This is a genomic window from Kitasatospora sp. NPDC058965, from assembly GCF_042741245.1.
GTDB lineage: Bacteria > Actinomycetota > Actinomycetes > Streptomycetales > Streptomycetaceae > Kitasatospora.
The window spans coordinates 1-20,931 of sequence record NZ_JBHYKG010000042.1; the positions used below are offsets into that span (position 1 = coordinate 1).

At 74.4% G+C, this 20,931-nt stretch carries 6 protein-coding genes; 1 reads left to right on the top strand and 5 read right to left on the bottom strand.

The window, feature by feature from the left end; genetic code table 11:
• The 4 genes from ACFW1A_RS10105 to ACFW1A_RS10120 form a co-directional block, all read right to left on the bottom strand.
• The coding region (locus ACFW1A_RS10105) for an amino acid adenylation domain-containing protein (protein ID WP_380407048.1) at positions 1–4,760 on the bottom strand (4,760 nt) is incomplete at its 3' end.
• A complete protein-coding gene (locus tag ACFW1A_RS10110) occupies positions 4,757–14,338 on the bottom strand; it encodes an amino acid adenylation domain-containing protein (RefSeq protein ID WP_380407050.1) in 9,582 nt (3,193 codons plus the stop codon). The genes ACFW1A_RS10105 and ACFW1A_RS10110, both read right to left, overlap by 4 nt.
• Positions 14,335–17,838 (bottom strand): amino acid adenylation domain-containing protein, encoded by a 3,504-nt coding sequence (locus ACFW1A_RS10115; RefSeq protein WP_380407052.1) that lies wholly within the window; start codon positions 17,836–17,838, stop codon positions 14,335–14,337. Before ACFW1A_RS10115 ends, ACFW1A_RS10110 begins: the two co-directional genes overlap by 4 nt.
• Positions 17,839–17,883: 45 nt before the next feature.
• Positions 17,884–18,093: an MbtH family protein gene (locus tag ACFW1A_RS10120; protein ID WP_380407054.1), complete on the bottom strand. Its 210-nt coding sequence runs from the start codon at positions 18,091–18,093 to the stop codon at positions 17,884–17,886.
• Between the two features lie 376 nt (positions 18,094–18,469).
• Between ACFW1A_RS10120 and ACFW1A_RS10125 the strand changes: the two genes are divergently transcribed.
• Positions 18,470–19,411, top strand: a complete 942-nt coding sequence (locus ACFW1A_RS10125) for a TauD/TfdA family dioxygenase (RefSeq protein ID WP_380407056.1) — start codon at positions 18,470–18,472, stop codon at positions 19,409–19,411.
• 54 nt (positions 19,412–19,465) lie between these two features.
• Here the strand turns inward: ACFW1A_RS10125 and ACFW1A_RS10130 are convergent, their stop codons facing one another.
• The gene (locus ACFW1A_RS10130) at positions 19,466–20,791 is read right to left on the bottom strand and encodes a helix-turn-helix domain-containing protein (RefSeq protein ID WP_380407058.1); all 1,326 of its coding nucleotides are present in this window, start codon (positions 20,789–20,791) and stop codon (positions 19,466–19,468) included.
• Between the last annotated feature and the right edge of the window lie 140 nt (positions 20,792–20,931).

The following is a 20,931-nucleotide window of genomic DNA, read 5'->3' on the forward strand; positions in this document are numbered from 1 at the left end:
GGGTCGAGCGGGAGGTAGGCGGCGCCGGCCTTCCAGACGGCGAGTTGGGCGACCACCAGGTCGGTGGTGCGGGGCAGGGCGAGCGCGACGCAGCGCTCCGGGCCGGCGCCGCGGGCCAGCAGCTCGCGGGCCAGCCGGTTGGCCCGGCGGTTGAGTTCGGCGTAGCTCAGCTCCCCGTCGGCGGCGACCACGGCCACCGCCTGCGGGGTGGCGCGGACCTGCTGCTCGAACAGCTCCGGGAAGGTCGGGCCCGCGCCGGGCCGGGCGGTGGCGTTCCACTCGCCGAGGATCCGCGCGCCCTCCGCCTCGGAGAGCAGCTCCAGGTCGGCCAGGCGCAGCCCGGGGTCGCCCGCGACCGCGCCGAGCAGCCGCTGCAGGCGGGCCGCCAGCAGTTCGACCGACTCCCGGTCGAACAGGTCGGTGGCGTACTCCACGCTGCCGGCCCGGTCGGTGAAGCTGAACGCCAGGTCGAACTTGGCGGTCTCGGTCGGGGGCAGCAGCTCGGTGGCGGTGAGGCCGGGCAGCGCGAAGCCGGGGCCGGCGGTGCCCTCGTCGAAGGAGAGCATCACCTGGAAGAGCGGGTGCCGGTTGATCGCCCGCTCCGGGTTGAGCACCTCCACCAGCCGCTCGAACGGCAGGTCCTGCTGGGCGAAGGCGGCCAGGTCGGTCTCCCGGGCCCGGGCCACCAGCTCGCGGAAGCTCGGGTTGCCGGACAGGTCGGTGCGCAGCACCAGGGTGTTGACGAAGAAGCCGACCAGGTCGTCCAGTGCCATGTCGGTGCGACCGGCGATCGGTGTGCCGAACGGGATGTCGGTGCCGGCGCCGAGCCGGGAGAGCAGCGCGGCCACGGCGGCCTGCAGCACCATGAAGACGGTCGCCCCGCACTCCCGGGCCACCGCGGTCAGCTGCTGGTACACCTCGGGCGCCAGCGCGAACTTCACCCGGCCGCCCCGGTCGCTCGGCACCGCCGGGCGCGGGTGGTCGGTGGGCAGCTGCAGCTCGGGCGGCAGCTCGGCCAGGGTGTGGCGCCAGAAGTCGAGTTGGGCGGCCGCCAGGCTCTGCGGGTCGCTCTCGTCGCCCAGCAGCTCGCGCTGCCAGAGCGTGTAGTCGGCGTACTGCACCGGCAGTTCGGCCCAGTCGGGGGCCTCGCCGGCCAGCCGCGCCGCGTAGGCGGCGGCCAGGTCGCGGCCCAGCGGGGCCATCGACCAGCCGTCGGCCGCGATGTGGTGCAGCACCAGGCAGAGCGCGTGGTCCTCGGGCCCGAGCCGGTACAGCCAGCCGCGCACCGGGAGTTCGGTGGTGAGGTCGAAGACGGTCCGGGCCGCCTCGGCCACCGCCGCCGGGAGCTCGGCCTCGGTCAGCTCGCCGACCGTGGTGACGGTGCCGATCTCGGCGCGGACCAGCTGGTGCGGCACCCCGTCCCGCTCCGGGAAGACGGTGCGCAGGCTCTCGTGCCGGCGCACCAGGTCGCCCAGCGCGGCGGTGAGCGCCGCGCTGTCCAGCGGACCGGCCAGCCGCAGGCAGATCGGGACGTTGTAGGCCTCGCGCCGCTCCTCGAACCGGTTGAGGAACCAGAGCCGCTGCTGGGCGTAGGAGAGCGGGACCACGGTGGACCGCTCGGCCTCGCCGAGCTGGGCCCGGCCGGCCTCGGCGGTGGGGATGTGCTCGGCCAGCGCGGCCGGGGTGGGTGCCTCGAAGACGGCGCGGACCGGGAGTTCGGCGGCGAAGGCGGAGCGGATCCGGCTGACCAGCTTGGTGACCAGCAGCGAGTGGCCGCCCAGGGTGAAGAAGTTCTCCTCGACGCCGACCCCGGGCAGGCCGAGCACCTCGGCGAACAGGTCGCAGAGCACCCGCTCGGCCTCGGTGGCGGCGGCGCGGCCGGCCGTGCGCTCGACGGCGGGGGCCGGCAGGGCGCGCTTGTCGGTCTTGCCGTTGCCGGTCAGCGGGATGGCGGGCAGCGCCACCAGGGCGCTCGGGACCATGTACTCGGGCAGGCTGCGGCCCAGGTGCGCGCGCAGCTCCCCGGTGCTCGGCCCGTCCCCGACCGGCACGTAGTAGCCGACCAGCCGGCGGTCGCCCGGGGTGTCCTCGCGCACCAGCACGATGGCTTCGGCGATGTCGGGGTGGGTGGCGAGGGTGTTCTGGATTTCGCCGAGTTCGATGCGGTAGCCGCGGATCTTGACCTGGTCGTCGGCGCGGCCGACGGATTCGAGGGTGCCGTCGGGGTTGCGGCGGGCGAGGTCGCCGGAGCGGTAGAGGCGGGTGCCGGGGGGTCCGTAGGGGTTGGGGACGAACTTCTCGGCGGTGAGGTCGGGGCGGCCGAGGTAGCCGCGGGCCAGGCCGGGGCCGCTGACGTGGATCTCGCCGACGACGCCGAGCGGGACGAGTTGGCCGTGGGGGTCGAGCAGGTGGATGCCGAGGTCGGGCATCGGGGTGCCGATCGGGCTGACGGTGGGGTGGGTGAGGTCTTCGTCCGTGATGCGGTGGTGGGTGACGTGGACGGTGGTCTCGGTGATCCCGTACATGTTGACCAGGGCGAGGTGGTCCAGGCCGGTCCAGGTGCCGAGGTCGGCGATCTCCAGCTTCTCGCCGCCGAAGACGACGGTGCGCAGGGCGAGCTGCTCGGTGGGGAGTTGGGCGAGGGAGCGGAAGGCGGAGGGGGTCTGGTTGAGGACGGTGACCTGCTCCTCGACGAGCAGGCGGTGCAGTTCCTCGGGGGAGCGGGCGGTGTCGTGGGGGACCATGACGAGGCGGCCGCCGAAGAGCAGGGCGCCCCAGAACTCCCAGACGGAGAAGTCGAAGGCGTAGGAGAAGAAGAGTGCCCAGACGTCCTGCTCACCGAAGCCGAAGTACTCGTCGGTGGCGGTGAAGAGGCGCACGACGTTGCGGTGGGTGAGGGTGCAGCCCTTGGGGCGGCCGGTGGAGCCGGAGGTGTAGATGACGTAGACGGCGTTCTCGTCCGTGGTCACCGCCGCGAGGTCGGTCACCGGCTCGGTGCCCAGGTCCTCGACCGCCAGCACCGGACCGTCGAAGATCGCGTCCGCCAGCCCCCGGTGCGCCCGCTGGGTCACCAGTGCGGTGAGCGCGGCGTCGGTCGCGATGTACTCGAGCCGGTCGGCGGGGTAGGTCGGGTCGAGCGGGACGTAGGCGCCGCCGGCCTTGAGCACGCCGATCAGGGTGGGGACCAGGTCGAGGTCGCGGTCCAGGCAGACGCCGACCAGGGACTCGGCCCCGACGCCGAGGTCGCGCAGGCGGTGGGCGAGCCGGTTGGCCTGCTCGTTGACCTGACGGTACGTCAACTCGTTGCTGCCGCTGGTGACGGCGACGGCGTCGGGGGTCTCGGCGGCGCGCTGCTCGAAGATCCGGTGCAGCAGCCGGCCGTCCCACTCGTGCGCCGCCACGCCGGGCACCGGCCGGTCCACCACGGCCAGTTCGTCCGCGTCCAGCAGTGCGGCGGTGCCGATCGGCTGGTCCGGGTGCTCCGTCAGCGTGTCCAGCAGCAGGGCGAAGCGGCGCACCAGCGCCTCGGCGGTGGCCGGCTCGAACAGGTCGGAGCTGAACTCCAGGCTGCAGCCCAGCCCTTGGCCGTCCTGGTCGGAGAAGCCGAAGCCGAGGTCGAACTTGGCCCGCTCGCCGGTCGTCTCCAGCGCGGTCGCCGTGATGCCCGGCAGCTCGATCCCGGCCGCCACCGCGCCGTCGTCGAAGGTGACCATCACCTGGAAGAGCGGGTGCCGGTTCATCGAGCGCTCGGGGTTGAGCACCTCCACCAGCCGCTCGAACGGCACGTCCTGGTGCGCGAAGGCGGCCAGGTCGGTGGCCTTCACCCGCTGCAGCAGCTCGCGGAAGCTCGGGTTGCCGGTCAGGTCGGTGCGCAGCACCAGGGTGTTGACGAAGAAGCCGATCAGGTCGTCCAGGGCGACGTCGGTCCGCCCCGCGACCGGGGTGCCGAGCGGGATGTCGGTGCCCGCACCGAGCCGGCAGAGCAGGGTGGCGATCGCCGCCTGCACCACCATGAAGACGGTGGCGCCCTCCTCCTTGGCCAGCGCGGTGATCCGGGCGAAGACCGCCGGGTCGAGCTGGAACGGCAGCCGCCCGCCGCACCCGGTGGCCACGGTCGGCCGGGCCCGGTCCACCGGCAGCGCCAGCTCGCTCGGCAGCCCGGCCAGGGTGGCCCGCCAGTGGTCCAGCTGCTGGGAGACCAGGCTCTGCGGGTCGTCCTCGTCGCCCAGCAGCTCGCGCTGCCAGAGCGTGTAGTCGGCGTACTGCACCGGCAGGGCCGCCCACTCGGGGGACCGGCCGGCCAGTCGCGCGGTGTAGGCCGCGGCCAGGTCCCGGGTCAGCGGGGCCAGCGACCAGCCGTCGGCCGCGATGTGGTGCAGCACCAGGAGCAGCACCCGCTCCTGCGGGCCGAGCTCGAAGAGCCAGGCGTGCAGCGGGACCTCGTCGGTCAGGTCGAAGGCGTGCCGGGCGGCGGCCGCGAGCTCCTCGTCGAGCTGGTCGCGCGGGGTCAGAGGACGGACGGTCAGCATCTCGCGGCCCGGCTCGGCCAGCACCCGCTGGTAGGGGGCGCCGTCCTGCTCCGGGAAGACGGTGCGCAGGCTCTCGTGACGCAGCGCCAGGTCGTGCAGCGCGGCGGTGAGCGCCGCGGTATCCAGCGGGCCGGTCAGCCGCAGGCCGATCGGGATGTTGTAGGTCGCGGTGGCGCCCTCCAGGCGGTTGAGGAACCAGAGGCGCTGCTGGGCGAAGGAGAGCGGGATCATGCGGACTCCTCCCCACGGGCCATCCGGCGCAGCTTCGGGCGGGCCGGCGCGGTGCCGGTCGGTCGGGAGCCGCTCGCCAGCCTGGCGGCGATGGCGGCGACGGTCGGCTCGGCGAAGAAGGCGTCGATCGGCAGCTCGATCCCGAGCACCGAGCGGATCCGCCCGATCAGCCGGATCACCAGCAGCGAGTGGCCGCCGAGCTCCAGGAAGCTCTCCTCGACGCCGACCGACTCGCGGCCCAGCAGCTCGGCGAAGAGACCGGCCACGGTCTCCTCCAGCGGGGTGCGCGGTGCGGTGGCGCCGGCAGCGGGGCCGTTCTCGGGGGCGGGCAGCGCGGCCCGGTCCAGCTTGCCGTTCGGGGTCAGCGGGAAGGCGTCCAACCGCACCAGGGCGGCGGGCACCAGGTACTCGGGGAGCTGGGCGGCCAGGTGCTCGCGCAGCACGCCGGCGTCGAACTCCCGGCCGGCCGCCGGGACGGCGTAGGCGACCAGGCGGACCTCGCCCGGCACGTCCTCGCGGGCCAGCACGGCGGCGCCGGCCACGTCCGGGTGGGCGCCGAGGACCACCTCGACCTCGCCCGGCTCGATCCGGTAGCCGCGGATCTTCACCTGGCTGTCGGCCCGGCCGCGGTAGTCCACGGTGCCGTCGGCCAGCAGCACCCCGATGTCGCCGGTGCGGTACATCCGGCTGCCGGGGGTGCCGTACGGGTCGGGCAGGAAGCGCTCGGCGGTCAGGCCGGGCAGCCCGGTGTAGCCGCGGGCCACGCCGGCCCCGCCCACGTGGATCTCGCCGGGAACGCCGTCGGGCAGCCGCTCCAGGTCCGGGCCGAGCACGTACATCGAGGTCTCGGGGACCGGGCGGCCGATCGGGACCACCTCGGGCTGCGGGTCGACCACGGTGTGGAAGGAGTTGGCCACCGTGATCTCGGTCGGCCCGTACTCGTTGACGAACCGGATGCCGGTCGGACCGGCCTGCTCCAGCCAGGAGTTGACCAGCCGGCCCGGGAAGAGCTCGCCGCCCACGCTCAGCAGCCCCGCCAGGCCCGCGAGCTGACCGCCCGTCAGCTGCTGCAGCAGCACCTCCAGGTGGGCCGGGGTGAGCTTGACGAAGCTGTACGGGCCGCCGTCCGCCAGGTGCTTGCCCAGGTCGGCCGGGGCCAGGTCGGCGGGCAGCAGGTGGACCGGCTGGCCGGCCAGCAGCGGGGTGTAGAGCGCCGGGACCACCAGGTCGAAGGCGACCGAGGAGAAGACCGGGGCGCCGCCGGTGCCGCGCGAGGCGTACTCGGCGACCGTCCAGGCCAGGTAGTTGGCCAGCCCGCCCTGGGTGATCTCGACGCCCTTGGGGGTGCCGGTGGTGCCGGAGGTGTAGATGACGTAGGCCAGGTTGGCCGGGTCGAGGGTGACGGCGGGCGCGGTGGCGGGCTGGGCGGCCAGCAGTTCGGCGTCGCGGTCCAGCAGCAGCCAGTTCCGCTGGTCCAGCCCGGTCAGCGCGGTGGCGTGTGCGGTGTCGGTGAGCACCAGCGCGGCGCCGCTGTCGCCGATCACCCGGGCCAGCCGGGCCACCGGGAAGCCCGGGTCCAGCGGGACGTAGGCACCGCCGGCCTTCCAGACGCCCAGCAGCGCGGCCAGCAGGTCGGGCGAACGGTCCAGCACCACCACGACCTTGGCCTCCGGGCCGACGCCCAGGGCGCGCAGCCGGTGGGCGATCCGGTTGGCCCGCGCGTTGAGCGCGGCGAAGGAGAGCTTGCCGGCGGCCGACAGCACGGCCGTGGCGACCGGGGTGGCGGCGGCCTGCTGCTCGAACAGGCCGAGGGCCGTGCGGGTGTCGTTCACTGGATTCTCGTTTCGGGCTGGCGGGGTGGGCAGGGCGGGACGCGCCTGTTGCAGCGCGCCGGTGCCGCTGCGGCGGGCGTCGCCGTCCACGTCGGCGGCGATCTCGCGCAGCACGGCCAGGTAGCCGTCGGCCAGCCGCTCGGCGTTGGCCCGGCTGATCGTGCCGGTGTGGGCGGAGAGCACCAGGTCGGAGGCGGAGAAGATGACGTTCAGGCCGACCTCGTTGGGCGTCTCGCCCAGGCCCAGGCCGCCGTCCAGCTGGTCGTCGGCGGCGTGGAACTCCAGGTAGCTGAAGGTGATCCGGATCAGGCCCGGCCGGTTGCTGTCGCGCTGGATGGCGCCCAGCGGGTACCGGCGGTGCGGCCAGACCTCGGCCTCCCGGTCCAGCACCTGGCGGATCAGCTCGCGCCAGCTGCGGGCGCTGCGGTCGGCCGGGAACGGCAGGGTGTTCAGGTGCATGCCGTAGATCCGCTCGGCGCCCGGCACCTCCAGCCGGCCGTGGCTGATCAGGCCGGTGTGGAAGGCGTCGGCGGTGGTGAGGCTGCCGGCCACCTTGAGGTGGGCCGCCAGCAGCACGCTCTTCACGGAGGCGCGCACCGCGGCCGCGGCCCGGGCCAGCGGCTCGGTCAGCTCGCCGAAGCGGCGGATCACCTGGAAGGACTGGGCCGGGGCGCCGGCCGGTTCGCGCCAGTCGGCGGGGACCGCGACCGGGGTGTGCTCGGCCACGACCCGCTGCCAGTAGGCGCGGTCCTCGGCCGAGTCCAGCGAGCCGAGCTCGGCGGCGATGAAGTCGGCGAACCGCAGCGCGCACTGGCCGGCCGGCGGCACCGGCTCGCCGTCGCGCAGCGCCCGGTAGCAGGCGATCAGCTCCAGCACCATCGAGTGGTGGGACCAGCCCTCCAGGATCACGTGCGACTCGGTGAGGCTGAGCCACCAGCCCTCGGCCCCCGCGTCGTGGGCGAAGGCGCGCACCAGCGGCAGGCTGTCCGGCTCGAACAACCGGCGCCGCTCGGCGACCACGAAGTCCTTGACCTCGGCACGCTGCTGCTCGGCGGTACCGGACAGCTCGAAGGTGCGCAGCGGCACGGTGGCCGCGCGGTGCACCAGCTGCAGCGGCACCGAGTAGCCGGTCAGGTCGACCGAGGTGCGCAGGATCTCGTGCCGGCGGACCAGCACGGCCAGCGCCTCGCGCAGCGCCTTGGCGGAGAACGGCCGGTCGTCGGCGACCTTGAAGCAGGTGACGTTGTGGTACTTGGCGCGCTCGCGGTCGGCGAGCATCTCCACCGCCATGCCGAGCTGGATCTGGCCCAGCGGGTAGGCGTCGGTGACGTCCTCCGGCAGCAGCGAGCGGTCGGTGGTGGTGATCAGCTCGAACGGCTGGACCGGGCGCAGCACCTCGGCGCCGCCGTCGGCCGTGCCGAGCAGCTCGGCCAGCTCGGCCACGGTGGGGTGGGTGTAGATCTCGGCCACGGTGACCTGGAAGCCGGCCGCGCGCAGCGCGCCGACCAGGGCGAGCACCCGGATCGAGTCGCCGCCGACCGCGAAGAAGCTGTCCTCGACGCCGACCTCGGCCAGCCCCAGGACCTCGCCCCAGACCCCGGCGATCCGCTCCTCGGTGGCCGTGCGCGGCGCCAGCGCGGCGACGACGGCCTCCCGGGCCGGGGTCGGCAGGGCCCGGCGGTCCAGCTTGAACGTGCTGGTGAGCGGCAGCTCGTCGAGCACCATGACGGCGGCCGGGACCATGTACGCGGGCAGCAGCTCGGCGGCGTGGGCGCGCAGCTCGGCGGCGGTCACGCCGCCGGTGGCGTAGGCGACCAGCTCCGGGTGGCCCGGGACGTCCTGACGGACCAGCACCACGGCCTCGCGCACGTCCGGGTGGCCGGCCAGTGCGGCCTGGATCTCGCCGAGCTCGATCCGGTAGCCGCGGATCTTGACCTGGTCGTCGGCGCGGCCGACGAAGTCGAGGGAGTTTCCCCCAGCCTCCGGCCGGGGGGACCCCCATGGGTTCCAGCGGGCCAGGTCGCCGGAGCGGTACATGCGCGAGCCCGGGGCGCCGTAGGGGTCGGGGACGAAGCGCTCGGCGGTCAGGCCCGGGCGGTTCAGGTAGCCGCGGGCCAGACCCGGGCCGCTGACGTGGATCTCGCCGACCACCCCGAGCGGGACCAACTGGCCGGTGGCGTCCAGCAGCTGCAGGCCCAGGTCGTCGATCGGCCGGCCGGCGGGGCTGCCGGTGTCCCGGTCGGTGATCCGGTGGTGGGTCACGTGGACCGTGGTCTCGGTGATCCCGTACATGTTGACCAGGGCCAGGCCGTCCCGGCCGGTCCACGTCCCCAGGTCGCTGAGCTCCAGCTTCTCGCCGCCGAAGACCACCACGCGCACGGCCAGCCGGTCGGCCGGCAGGGTGGCCAGCGAGCGGAAGGCGGAGGGGGTCTGGTTGAGCACGGTGACCCGCTGCTCGATCAGCAGGCGGTGGAAGTCCTCGGGGGAGCGGGCGGTGTCGAACGGGACCACCACGAGGCGGCCGCCGTAGGCCAGCGCGCCCCACAGCTCCCAGACCGAGAAGTCGAAGGCGTAGGAGTGGAAGAGCGTCCAGACGTCGGCCGGGCCGAAGGCGAACTCCCGCTCGGTGGCGGTGAACAGGCGCACGACGTTGGCGTGGGTGAGGGTGCAGCCCTTGGGGCGGCCGGTGGAGCCGGAGGTGTAGATGACGTAGACGGCGTTGGCCGGATCGGCGGTCGGCGCGGGGTCGTGCACCGGCTGCGCGTCGAGCTCGGTGGTGAGCACCGCCGGTCCGTCGAAGATGCCGCCGACCAGGACCCGGTGGGCGGGCTCGGTGACCACGCAGGCCAGGGCGGCGTCGCCGGCCATGTAGGCGAGCCGGTCGGCCGGGTAGGCCGGGTCGAGCGGGACGTAGGCGCCGCCCGCCTTGAGCACGCCGATCAGGGTGGCGACCAAGTCGAGTCCGCGGTCCAGGCAGACGCCGACCAGCGACTCCGGGCCGACGCCCAGGGCGCGCAGCCGGTGGGCGAGCCGGTTGGCCCGCTCGTTGAGCAGCCGGTAGGTCAGGTCGGTGCCGCCGAAGGTGACGGCGACCGCGTCCGGGGTCTCGGCGGCGCGCTGCTCGAAGAGCTGGTGCAGCAGCCGGGTGTCCGGCGCGGCGGCCGCCGGCGGGTCCAGGGCCAGCAGGCGCTCGCGCTCGCCGGCCGGCAGGAAGGCGGTGGTGGCGTCCCCCTCCGGGTCGGCGGCCATCGCGGTGATCACGGCGCGGTAGAGCTCGGCGATCCGCTCGGTGTTCGCCCGGGCGAGCGCGTGGGTGTGGCTGGCCAGGGTGAAGACGCCGCCGACCGTGGTGACGGCCAGCGCGAACTCGGTGTGGCCCTTGTCGATCACGCTGGTGCCCTCGACCAGGTCCCAGTCGACCTGGTGGAAGGACTGGTGGTTGAACATCACCTCGACCAGTCGGCGGCCCTCGCCCAGCTCCCGCTGCAGCACCGGCATCGGGTAGCGGCGGCTGGGCCACATGGCGATCTCGTCGGCCAGCACCTGCCGGACCAGCTCCAGCCAGGTCCCGGCGGTGCGCCGGCCCGGGAACGGCAGCGTGTTGAGGTACATGCCGAGCACCCGGTCGGCGCCCACCGCCTCGGGCCGGCCGTCGCAGACCAGGCCGGTGAAGAAGCTGCGCTCCTCGGTGAGCAGCCCGAGCACCTTGAGGTGGGCCGCGAGCAGCACGCTCTTCAGCGAGGCCTTGGCCCGGACCGCCAGGGCCCGCAGCTGCGGTTCGAGGTCCTGGTAGGGGACGGTGATCCGGTAGCGCTCGCGCGGCGCGGTCAGGTCGCCGTGCCAGCCGGCCGGCAGGGCGAACCGCTGGTGGCTCTCCAGCAGGTCGTGCCAGAAGCCGCGGTCCTGCGCCGAGTCGACCGCGGCCGCCTCGGCCGCGACGAAGTCGGCGTAGCGGACCGCCGGCGGCTCGGGGGCGACCGGGGTGCGGCCGGCCCGCAGCGTGCGGAAGCAGTCCAGCAGCTCCATCAGCAGCGAGTGGTAGCTCCAGCCCTCCAGCATCGGGTGGCACTCGGTCATCGAGACCCACCAGGTGGCGTCGCCGGTCAGGTGGGCGCCGACCCGCCAGAGCGGCGCCCGGCCCAGGTCGAAGCCCTCGGCCTGCTCGCGGGCCGTGAACTCGTCCAGCTCGCGCTGCTGGTCGGCGGCGGACAGGTGGCGCAGGTCGACCACGGCGACCGGCGGCTGGGCCGCGGCGTGCACCAGCTGCAGCGGGCGGCTGTAGCCGTGCGGCTCGATCGAGGTGCGCAGCACCTCGTGGCGCTCGGTCATCAGCCGGGCGGCCGCGCGGAACGCGGCCTCGTCGAACGGCTGGTCGTCGCGGACCTTGAAGGCGGTGACGTTGAGGTAGGTGTGGCCGCCGCGGCCGGCCAGCAGCTCGGTGACCATGCCGAGCTGGACCTGGGCCAGCGGGTAGGCGTCCACCAGGCCGGCCGGCAGCTGGGCCCGGTCCGCCTCGGTGAGCTGCGCGAAGGGCGCGACGGCGGCCGGCTGGGCGTCGGCCGGCAGGTGGGTGACCTGCTCGGCGAGCGCCGCCACCGTGCGGTGCTCGAAGACGTCGCGCACGCTCAGGTCGTAGCCGGCCGCGCGCAGCGCGCCGACCAGGGCCACGGCGCTGATCGAGTCGCCGCCGAGGTCGAAGAACCCGGCCGTGACGCTCACCCGGTCCTGGCGCAGCACCGTGGCCCAGAGCTCGGCGAACCGCTGTTCGGTGACGGTGCGCGGGGCGGTGAACTCGGCCTCCGGCGTGCCGAAGTCGGGCGCCGGCAGGGCGCGCTTGTCGGTCTTGCCGTTGCCGGTCAGCGGAATCACGGGCAGCAGCACGAAGGCGGCCGGGACCATGTAGGCGGGCAGCAGCTGGGCGGCGTGCGCGCGCAGCTCGGCCACGGTCGGCGCGGCGCCGGCGGCGGGCACCAGGTAGGCGGCCAGCTGCTGGTCCCGGACGAGGACCACGGCTTCGGCGATGTCGGGGTGGGTGGCGAGGGTGTTCTGGATTTCGCCGAGTTCGATGCGGTAGCCGCGGATCTTGACCTGGTCGTCGGCGCGGCCGACGGATTCGAGGGTGCCGTCGGGGTTGCGGCGGGCGAGGTCGCCGGAGCGGTAGAGGCGGGTGCCGGGGGGTCCGTAGGGGTTGGGGACGAACTTCTCGGCGGTGAGGTCGGGGCGGCCGAGGTAGCCGCGGGCCAGGCCGGGGCCGCTGACGTGGATCTCGCCGACGACGCCGAGCGGGACGAGTCGGCCGTGGGGGTCGAGCAGGTGGATGCCGAGGTCGGGCATCGGGGTGCCGATCGGGCTGACGGTGGGGTTGGCCAGGTCGGGCTCGCCGATCCGGTGGTACGTGACGTGGACGGTGGTCTCGGTGATCCCGTACATGTTGACCAGGGCGAGGTGGTCCAGGCCGGTCCAGCTGCCGAGGTCGGCGATCTCCAGCTTCTCGCCGCCGAACACCACGGCCCGCAGGGCGAGCCGGTCGGTCGGCAGGTGGGCGAGGGAGCGGAAGGCCGAGGGGGTCTGGTTGAGCACCGTGACCTGCTCCTCGACGAGCAGGCGGTGCAGCTCCTCGGGCGAGCGGGCGGTGTCGTGGGACATCACCACGAGGCGGCCGCCGAAGAGCAGGGCGCCCCAGAACTCCCAGACGGAGAAGTCGAAGGCGTAGGAGAAGAAGAGTGCCCAGACGTCCTCGGGGCCGAAGTGGAAGTACTCGTCGGTGGCGGTGAAGAGGCGCACGACGTTGCGGTGGGTGAGGGTGCAGCCCTTGGGGCGGCCGGTGGAGCCGGAGGTGTAGATGACGTAGACGGCGTTCTCGTCCGTGGTCACCGCCGCGAGGTCGGTCACCGGCTGCTCGGCGAGCTCGGTGGTCAGCACGGTGGGCCCGTGGTGGATCTCGGCGGCCAGCTCGCGGTGGGCCGGCTCGGTGACCAGGCAGCGCAGTCCGGCGTCCTCGGCGATGTAGGCCAGGCGTGCGGCGGGGTAGGTCGGGTCGAGCGGGACGTAGGCGCCGCCGGCCTTGAGCACGCCGATCAGGGTGGGGACCAGGTCGAGGTCGCGGTCCAGGCAGACGCCGACCAGGGACTCGGCGGTGACGCCGAGGTCGCGCAGGCGGTGGGCGAGCCGGTTGGCCTGCTCGTTGACCTGACGGTACGTCAGCTCGCGTCCGTCGCTGGTGACGGCGACGGCGTCGGGGGTCTCGGCGGCGCGCTGCTCGAAGATCCGGTGCAGCAGCCGGCCGTCCCACTCGTGCGCCGCCACGCCGGGCACGGGCTGGTCCAGCACGGCCAGTTCGGCGGCGTCCGGCAGCGCGACCGTGCTCAGCGCGGCCTGCGGGTCGGCGGCCACCGCGGTCAGCAGGCGGGTCAGGTGGCCGGCCAGCCGGCGGACCGTCGACTCGTCGAACAGGGCGGTGGCGTACTCCAGCTGGCAGTGCAGCGAGCCGTCCGGCAGCTGGGCCGCCTGCAGGGTGAGGTCGAACTTGGCCACCTGCCAGGGCAGCTCGACGCGCTCGGCGGTCAGGCCGGTCAGCGCCAGCTCGCCGGCCTGCTGCTCGTGCATGGTGAACGCGGTCTGGAAGAGCGGGGTGGCGGAGAGGTCGCGCTCGGGCTGCAACTCGTCCACCAGGCGGGCGAACGGCAGCTGCTGGTGGTCGAAGGCGTCCAGCACGGTGCCGCGGGCGCGGGCCAGCAGCTCGGTGAAGGACGGGTCGCCGCTCCACCGGGTGCGCAGCACCAGGGTGTTGATGCCGTAACCGACCAGGCCGGCGAGCTGCGGGGTGGTCCGGTCGGAGACCACGGTGCCGACCGCGATGTCCGAGCTGCCGGTGTAGCGGGCCAGCTGGGCCTGGAAGCCGGCCAGCAGGACGGTGAACAGGGTGGTGCGGTGCTGCTCGGCGAGGTCCCGCAGCTGCTGCGCGAGCTCGGCGGGGAGCACGAACCGGACGGCGGCGCCGTCGGGGCGGCGGACGGCCGGGCGGGGCCGGTCGGTGGGCAGCGTCACGGTGCCGAGGTCGGCCAACTGCTCGCGCCAGTAGTCGAGGTGGCGGTCCATCGCGTCGGCCTGACCGTGCTGCCAGGCGGCGTAGTCGGCGTACTGCAGGGCGGGCGCCGGCAGCGTGCGGCCGGCGTAGCCCGCGGCGAGCTCGGTCATCAGCAGCTCGTGCGAGTGCTGGTCGCAGGCGATGTGGTGCAGCACCAGGACCAGCAGGTGGTCCTGCTCGGCGACGCGGACCAGGGTGGCCCGGACCGGGTGCTGCTGCGCCAGGTCGAACGGGCGGCGCAGCTCCTCGGCGGCCCAGTCCAGCGCGGCCCGCTCGTCGGCGGCCTCGACGTCGGCCAGGGCGCCGGTGGGGGCGGCGTCGACCAGCTGCACCGGCTCCTCGCCGAGCAGCTGGTAGCGGGTGCGCAGCACCTCGTGGCGGGCGAGCAGGGTGTCCCAGGCCCGGCCCAGCGCGGCGCGGTCGAGCGGGCCGCGCAGCCGGACCACCTGGGGGACGGAGTACTCGGCGCTGTGCGGGTCGAGCCGGCTGAGGAACCACATCTGCCGCTGGCCGGAGGAGAGCCGCAGCGGGGCGGTGCGGTCGGCGGGGGCGATGGCGGTGGGGCGGGCGGCGGCGCGGCGGCCGGCCATCCGGCGCCGGACCAGCTCCTCGCGCCGCGCGGCGGCCTGCGCCGCGTTCTCGGAGACGGTGTCGGTCATGCCGGCTGGCCCTTCGTGACGGTGGTGGATTCGGTGATGTCGGCGGTGGCGCCGAGCTCGGCCAGGTCGGCCTCGGTGAGCAGGTCGATCTCGGCGCGGATGGCGGCCTCCACCGCCCGGGCCCACTGCTCGACGGTCGGGCCGTCGAACAGGGCGGCCACCGGCAGGTCGATCTCGAACTCGGAGCGGGCGGCGGCCGTGACGGTGGCGGCCAGCAGCGAGTTGCCGCCGAGGGCGAAGAAGTTGTCGTAGACGCCGACCCGGGGGTGGCCCAGGGCCTCGGACCAGAGCTCGGCCAGCCGCTCCTCGAACGGGTCGCGCGGTGCCAGGTAGGCGGTCAGCTCGGCCAGCGGCAGCGCGGTCTCCTCGACCTCGTTCCACGGCAGCGCCGCGCGGGCGTGGTCCTGCTCGGTCCGCAGGTCCACCGCGCCCAGCGGGGCGGCCGGGTCGGCGAGCACCCGGGCGGCCAGGTCGGCGAAGGCGGCGGCCAGCGCGGCGGCGGTGGCCGGCTCGTACAGCGCGGTGGCGTACTCCAGCATGCCGCTGACGGCGCCGTCCGGCTCCGGCCGCAGCACCAGCGCCAGGTCGGTCGGCGTGCTGTGCCAGGCCACCTGGTAGTGCGTCAGGTCGGCCGCGTCCTCGGCGACACCGGTCACGCCGTCGTCCTGCAGGTCGAAGAGCGCCTGGTACAGCGGCGTCCGGGAGAGGTCGCGGTTCGGCTGCACCTCCTCCACCACCTGCTCGAACGGCAGGTCCTGGTGTCCGAAGGCGCCCAGCGACACCGTCCGGACCCGGTCCACCGCCTGCTCGAAGGTCAGCTGCGGCGTCAGCCGGGCCCGCAGCACCACCGAGTTGAGGAAGCAGCCGACCAGCGGGTGGGTCTCCGGGCGGACCCGGCCGGCCACCGGGGTGCCGATGGTCAGGTCCCAGTCCCCGCTCAGCTGCGCCAGCACCAGGTGCCAGACCGTCAGCAGGGTCATGAACGGCGTGGCCCCGCGCTCGCGGCCCAGCGCGACCAGCCCGGCGACCGTGGCGGCCGGAAGCTGGACCGGGCAGACCGCGCCGTCCGCCGCGCGGCGGGGCGGCCGCGGGTGGTCGGTGGGCAGCCGCAGCGGGCGCACCCCGGCCAGCGTCTCCTTCCAGTAGGCCAGCTGTCCGGCCACCTGCGGCCCGGCCAGCCAGTGCTCGTGCTGCCAGACCGCGAAGTCGGCGTAGCCGAGCTCCAGCGGCGCCAGCGCGGGCTCCCGCCCGGCGGCGAAGGCCGCGCAGAGCTCCGCGAACTCCTGGCGCAGCAGCACCACCGACCAGCCGTCGCAGGCGATGTGGTGGATGGTCAGCAACACGTGCCGGTCCACCAGCAGGGCCCGCCAGACCGGTCCCCCGGCCAGGTCGAAGCCGCGGGCGATCTCGGTGCGGACCGCCGCCACCGGCTCCGCGTCCCCGGCCAGGGTGAGCTCGACCGGTCCGGGCTCGGCGACCCGCTGCACCGGCTGCCCGTCCCGCAGGGGGTAGCTGGTGCGCAGCGCCTCGTGCCGCTCGGCCAGCGCCGCCAGCGCCCGGCCCACCACGGCCGCGGTGGCCGTCTCCGGCAGCGGCAGCAGCACCGGCACGGTGTACTCCGAACTGCCCGGGTTGAGCTGGTCCAGGAACCAGATCCGGCGCTGCCCGGTGGAGAGCGGCAGCGGGCGGGAGCGGTCCACCCGGGTGATCGGCTCCGGCTCCCGGCCGCCGGCGGCCAGCAGCTCGGCCTGCGCCGCCACCGTGGAGGCGGCGAACAGGTCGGCCATCGCCACCTCCTGCCCGGTGGCCGTGCGCAGCCGCTGGGCCAGCCGGGTGAGCAGCAGCGAGTAGCCGCCGAGCTGGAAGAAGTCGTCGTGCGCCCCGATCGGCGCGGTGGTCTCCAGCACCGCGGCCCAGACCTCGGCGACCGCGCGCTCGGTGTCGGTGCGCGGGGCCAGGAACGCCGGGCGGCCGGGGGTGGCGTCGGCGGTCGGCGCGGGCAGCGCGATCCGGTCCAGCTTGCCGCTGGGGCTGAGCGGGAAGGCGTCCAGGGTGACGAAGACCGAGGGCACCAGGTACTCGGGCAGCCGCTCGCGCAGGTAGGCGCGCAGCCGCTCGGTGGACAGCTCGCGCTTGACGGTCAGGTAGGCGGCCAGCCGGCCGACGCCGGCGGCGGTCTTGAAGGCGACCACGGCCGCGCCGCGCACGTCCGGGTGGGTGAGCAGCACGCCCTCGATCTCGCCCGGCTCGATCCGCACGCCGTTGACCTTGACCTGCTGGTCCAGCCGGCCGAAGTACTCCAGCGTGCCGTCGGCGCGCCAGCGCACCCGGTCGCCGGTGCGGTAGAGCCGCTGGCCGGGCGGGCCGTAGGCGTCCGGGACGAACTTCTCGGCGGTCAGGTCGGGCCGGCCCAGGTAGCCGCGGGCCACCCCGACGCCGCCGACGTGCAGCTCGCCGGGCACGCCGATCGGGGCCAGGCCGCCGGCCGGGTCCAGCACCAGCAGGCGCAGCTCGCTCAGCGGGCGGCCGATCGGCACCGGGCCGGCCAGCTGCACCGGGTCGAACCGGTGCGCGGTGACGTCGATCGCGCACTCGGTCGGGCCGTAGGTGTTCCAGATCTCCACCGCCGGGGCCTTGGCCAGCAGTCGCTGGCAGAGCTCGGCGTGCAGCGGCTCGCCGGCGGAGAAGAGCAGGCGCAGCGCCGTGCAGTCGGCCCAGCCCGGCTCCTCGACCAGCAGCCGCAGCACCGAGGGGACGACCTGGAGGACCGTCACCCCGTGCTCCGCCACCGCCCGGACCATCGCGGCCGGGTCGCGCTCCACGCCGAGCGGGGCCATCACCACGGTGCCGCCACTGCTCAGCGGACCGAAGATCTCCCACCCCGCGGCGTCGAAGCCGATCGAGGTCTTCTGCAGCACCCGGTCCTCGGCGCCGATCCGGTGCACCCGCACCGTCCAGCCGACCCGGTTGGCGATGCCGCCGTGGGTGACCGCGACACCCTTGGGGCGGCCGGTGGAGCCGGAGGTGTAGATCACGTAGGCCAGGCTCTGCGGGGTGCGCAGCACCACCGGCGGCTCGACCGGGAAGCCGGACAGGTCAAGCTCGTCCAGCAGCAGCGGCCGCACCCCCTCGGCGCTGACCAGCCCGGCCAGCGAGCGGTCGGTCAGCACGACCTGCGCGCCGGTGTCCTGGAGTACCCAACCGGTGCGCTCGCGCGGGTGGTTGGGGTCCAGCGGGACGTAGGCGGCGCCGGCCTGCCAGACCGCGAGCAGGGCCACGGCCAGCTCGGTGGAGCGGTGCAGGCAGACCCCGACCAGGTCGTCGGGGCCGATGCCCAGGGCCCGCAGCTGATGCGCGAGCCGGTTCGCCCGTTCGCTCAACTCGCGGTAACCGATCGTCTGTCGCTGGTCCAGCACGGCGGGTGCGGCCGGCGTGCGGGTGGCCTGGGTGGCGACCAGCTCCGGCAGCAGCCGGCCGGACGCGGCGTCATTGGGGTGCACGGTCAGTCCTTCGAGTGGCGGGGGCGGGAGGAGGGGGAGGGCGGGTCAGGCGCCGGCGGCGGCCTGCTCCATCCGCTGACGCAGGCTCAGCGGGCGCATGTCGGTCCAGATCTCGTTGATCCGGGTCAGGCACTCCTCCTTGGGACCCTGGGTGCCCTCGACGTACCAGCCGGCCGGCACCTCGCGGCCCACGGCCCAGATCGAGTACTGCTCCTCGTCGTTGCGGACCACCAGGTACTGCTGCTCGTCCGACATCCTCGGCTCCTCGGTAAAAGGGGGAATTCGCTCGCTCGCGGAATTCCTGATCGACAATTCGCACCGGCGGCGGGAATGCTCGAACCGGTGCGCGGAATTTCGGGATGTCACCATCATCGCGGGGCTGCCGGGGCCCCTCAAGGGGTTGCCTGTTGCCAGTGCGGTGGCAACCTTCGAGGCGTCGGCGCCCCGCCGGGAAACCCCTGCTGACCAGGGAGTTGACGGACCGGCGGACGGGCTGGCAACCGTTGCCGAACCCGCCGGGCGGCGCCCGCCCGCCCATTGTGGCCGCTCCTGGCCGGGAGTATGGTGCACGAGCCGGTGCCGAATTCCCGGCCTTTTCCCGGCAAACACTCACCACGAACGGAGCTGTGCTGTGCCCGCACACCAGTTGCCCCTCGTCCTGGAGGGGGCCGGCGAGCCGATCGCCGGGCACGTCCGGGAGCACCGCAAGGAGATCCGCGCGCAGCTGCGCGAGCACGGCGCGGTGCTGCTGCGCGGCTTCCAGGTCGACGGCGTCGACGGATTCGGCGCCGTGGTCCGCGAGTTGTCGGGCGAGCCGCTCACCTACTCGGAGCGTTCGTCACCGCGCCAGCTGATCAAGGACAACGTCTACACCTCGACCGAGTACCCGCCGCAGGAGGAGATCTTCGCCCACAACGAGAACTCCTACCAGGCGGTCTGGCCGCAGCTGCTCTACTTCTACTGCGTGGAGCCGCCGTTGACCCAGGGCGCCACCCCGCTCTCGTCCACCCGGGAGCTGTACCGGACGATCGACCCGGCGGTGCGCGAGGAGTTCGAGCGGCGCCGGTGGAGCGTGGTGCGCAACTACGGCGGCGGGGTCGGGCTCTCCTGGACCGAGGCCTTCAACACCGAGGACCGGGCGGAGGTGGAGGAGCGCTGCGCCGCCCAGGGGATCGAGGCGGAGTGGGTCGGCGCGGCCGGCCTGCGCACCCGGGCGGTGCGGGACGCGGTGCACCGGCACCCGCTGACCGGCGAGCCGGTCTGGTTCAACCACGCCACCTTCTTCCACGTCTCCACGCTGCCGGAGCAGCTGCGGTACGGCCTGGAGGCGATGTACAAGCCGGACGAGCTGCCCAGCAACACCTACTACGGGGACGGCGGGGAGATCCCCGAGGAGGTGCTGGACCACCTGCGGGAGTGCTACCGGGCCGCGTCCACCCGGTTCGACTACCGGCGCGACGACGTGCTGGTGCTGGACAACATGCTCACCACGCACGCCCGGGAGCCGTTCACCGGACCGCGCAAGATCGCGGTGGCGATGGCCGAGCCGTCCAACGGGCCGGTGCAGCCCTGAAAGCCGACGGCCGGCCCGGGGCGCGCACGCACCCCGGACCGGCCGCGGGACCCTTCAGAGCGCCACCGGTACGGCAGGGGCCGCCAGTTCGTAGCTGGACTCGGCACCGAGCAGGCCGCACTCCAGCCGCTGGGCCAGCGTGCGCGCGAAGGCGCCCAGCAGCGGGTGGCAGCGGTAGAGGCCGGGGGCCGGGGTGTCCAGCAGACTGGCGTCCACCAGCTCCTCCAGCACCGCCTCGGCCTCGACCCGGCTGCGCCCGAGCACCACGGCCGCCGCGCTCACGGCCAGCAGCGGCCCGTCCAGCGGGGCGATCCGGCGGAACGCGTCGGCCGCCGAGCGGCTCAGCCGCTGGTAGCCGGACCGGAACGCGTAGGCGAGCGCACCGCCGCCCAGGCGCAGCAGCAGCTCGTCGTCCTGACGCAGGCGCTCGGTGAGCGAGGAGACCAACCAGCTCGGGCGGGCCGCCAGTTGGGTGGCCGCCAGGCGCACCGCCAGCGGCAGCAGCCCGCAGGACTCGACCAACTCGCGCACCGCACCGGGTTCGAGGCCGGTACGGGTCGGCCCGATCACGGTGGCGGCCAGCTCGGTGGCCTCGCCCGGGGTGAGCGGCGGCAGCGGCAGCGGGTGGGCGGCGGTCAGGCCGGTCAGCCGCTGGCGGCTGGTGACCAGCACCAGACAGCCCGGCGCGGCCGGCAGCAGCGGGCGGACCTGCTCGGCGCCGACCGCGCCGTCCAGCACCACCAGCATCCGGCGGCCGTCCAGCAGGGTGCGGAAGAGTGCGGACCGCTCGGCCAGGGTGGCCGGAAGTGGTGTCCCGGGGAGCAGCGCGCCGAGGAAGGCGCCCAGCACCTGCACCGGGGGGACCGGGTTGCCGTCCGGACCGGACAGCTCGGCGAACAGGCAGCCGTCCGGGAAGCGGTTGCGGGCCCGGTGCGCCCAGTGCACGGCCAGCGCGGTCTTGCCCGTGCCGGCCATCCCGCTGATCGCGCAGACGGTGACCCGGTGCGGTGCGGGCAGTGCGTCGAGCTGTCTCAGCGCCTCCGCCCGGCCGACGAAGTCGGGCTCGGCCATGGGCAGTTGGGCCGGACGGGTGGGGTCCTTGGCGGGCCGGCCGAACGGGCCGGTGCCCAGGCGCAGGTCGTTGACCCGGGGCTCGGCCACCAGTCGGGTGGTCGCGACCCGCGCGCGCAGGGCCCCACCGGCGCCCAGCACGTCGTCGCAGCGCTGGGCGAGTTCGGGCGTGGCGGCCCGCGCACCGGTCTCGACCCGGCTCAGATAGCCCTTGCTGTAGTGCGTCATCTCACTCAACGCTTTGAGCGACACGCCCTGCTGGGTGCGCAGTCGCCGCAGCTCGTGGCCGAAGACGTGATGCACGGTCACCCCCACCTGTCCTGTGTGGCTGCTCTCGCCCCGGGGCTGCCGGGGCCGGGTCAGGGGTGCCGGACGGTGGCCCGGCGCCCTGCTCCAGGTGTGGACGTCAACTCAGTTCCCCCGAGACGTTCGTGCCGCGACCGACCCCC

Coding starts and splice junctions, on each gene's coding strand:
- ACFW1A_RS10110 (WP_380407050.1), bottom strand. CDS start 14,338: ATGACCGACACCGTCTCCGAGAACGCGGCGCAGGCCGCCGCGCGGCGC.
- ACFW1A_RS10120 (WP_380407054.1), bottom strand. CDS start 18,093: ATGTCGGACGAGCAGCAGTACCTGGTGGTCCGCAACGACGAGGAGCAG.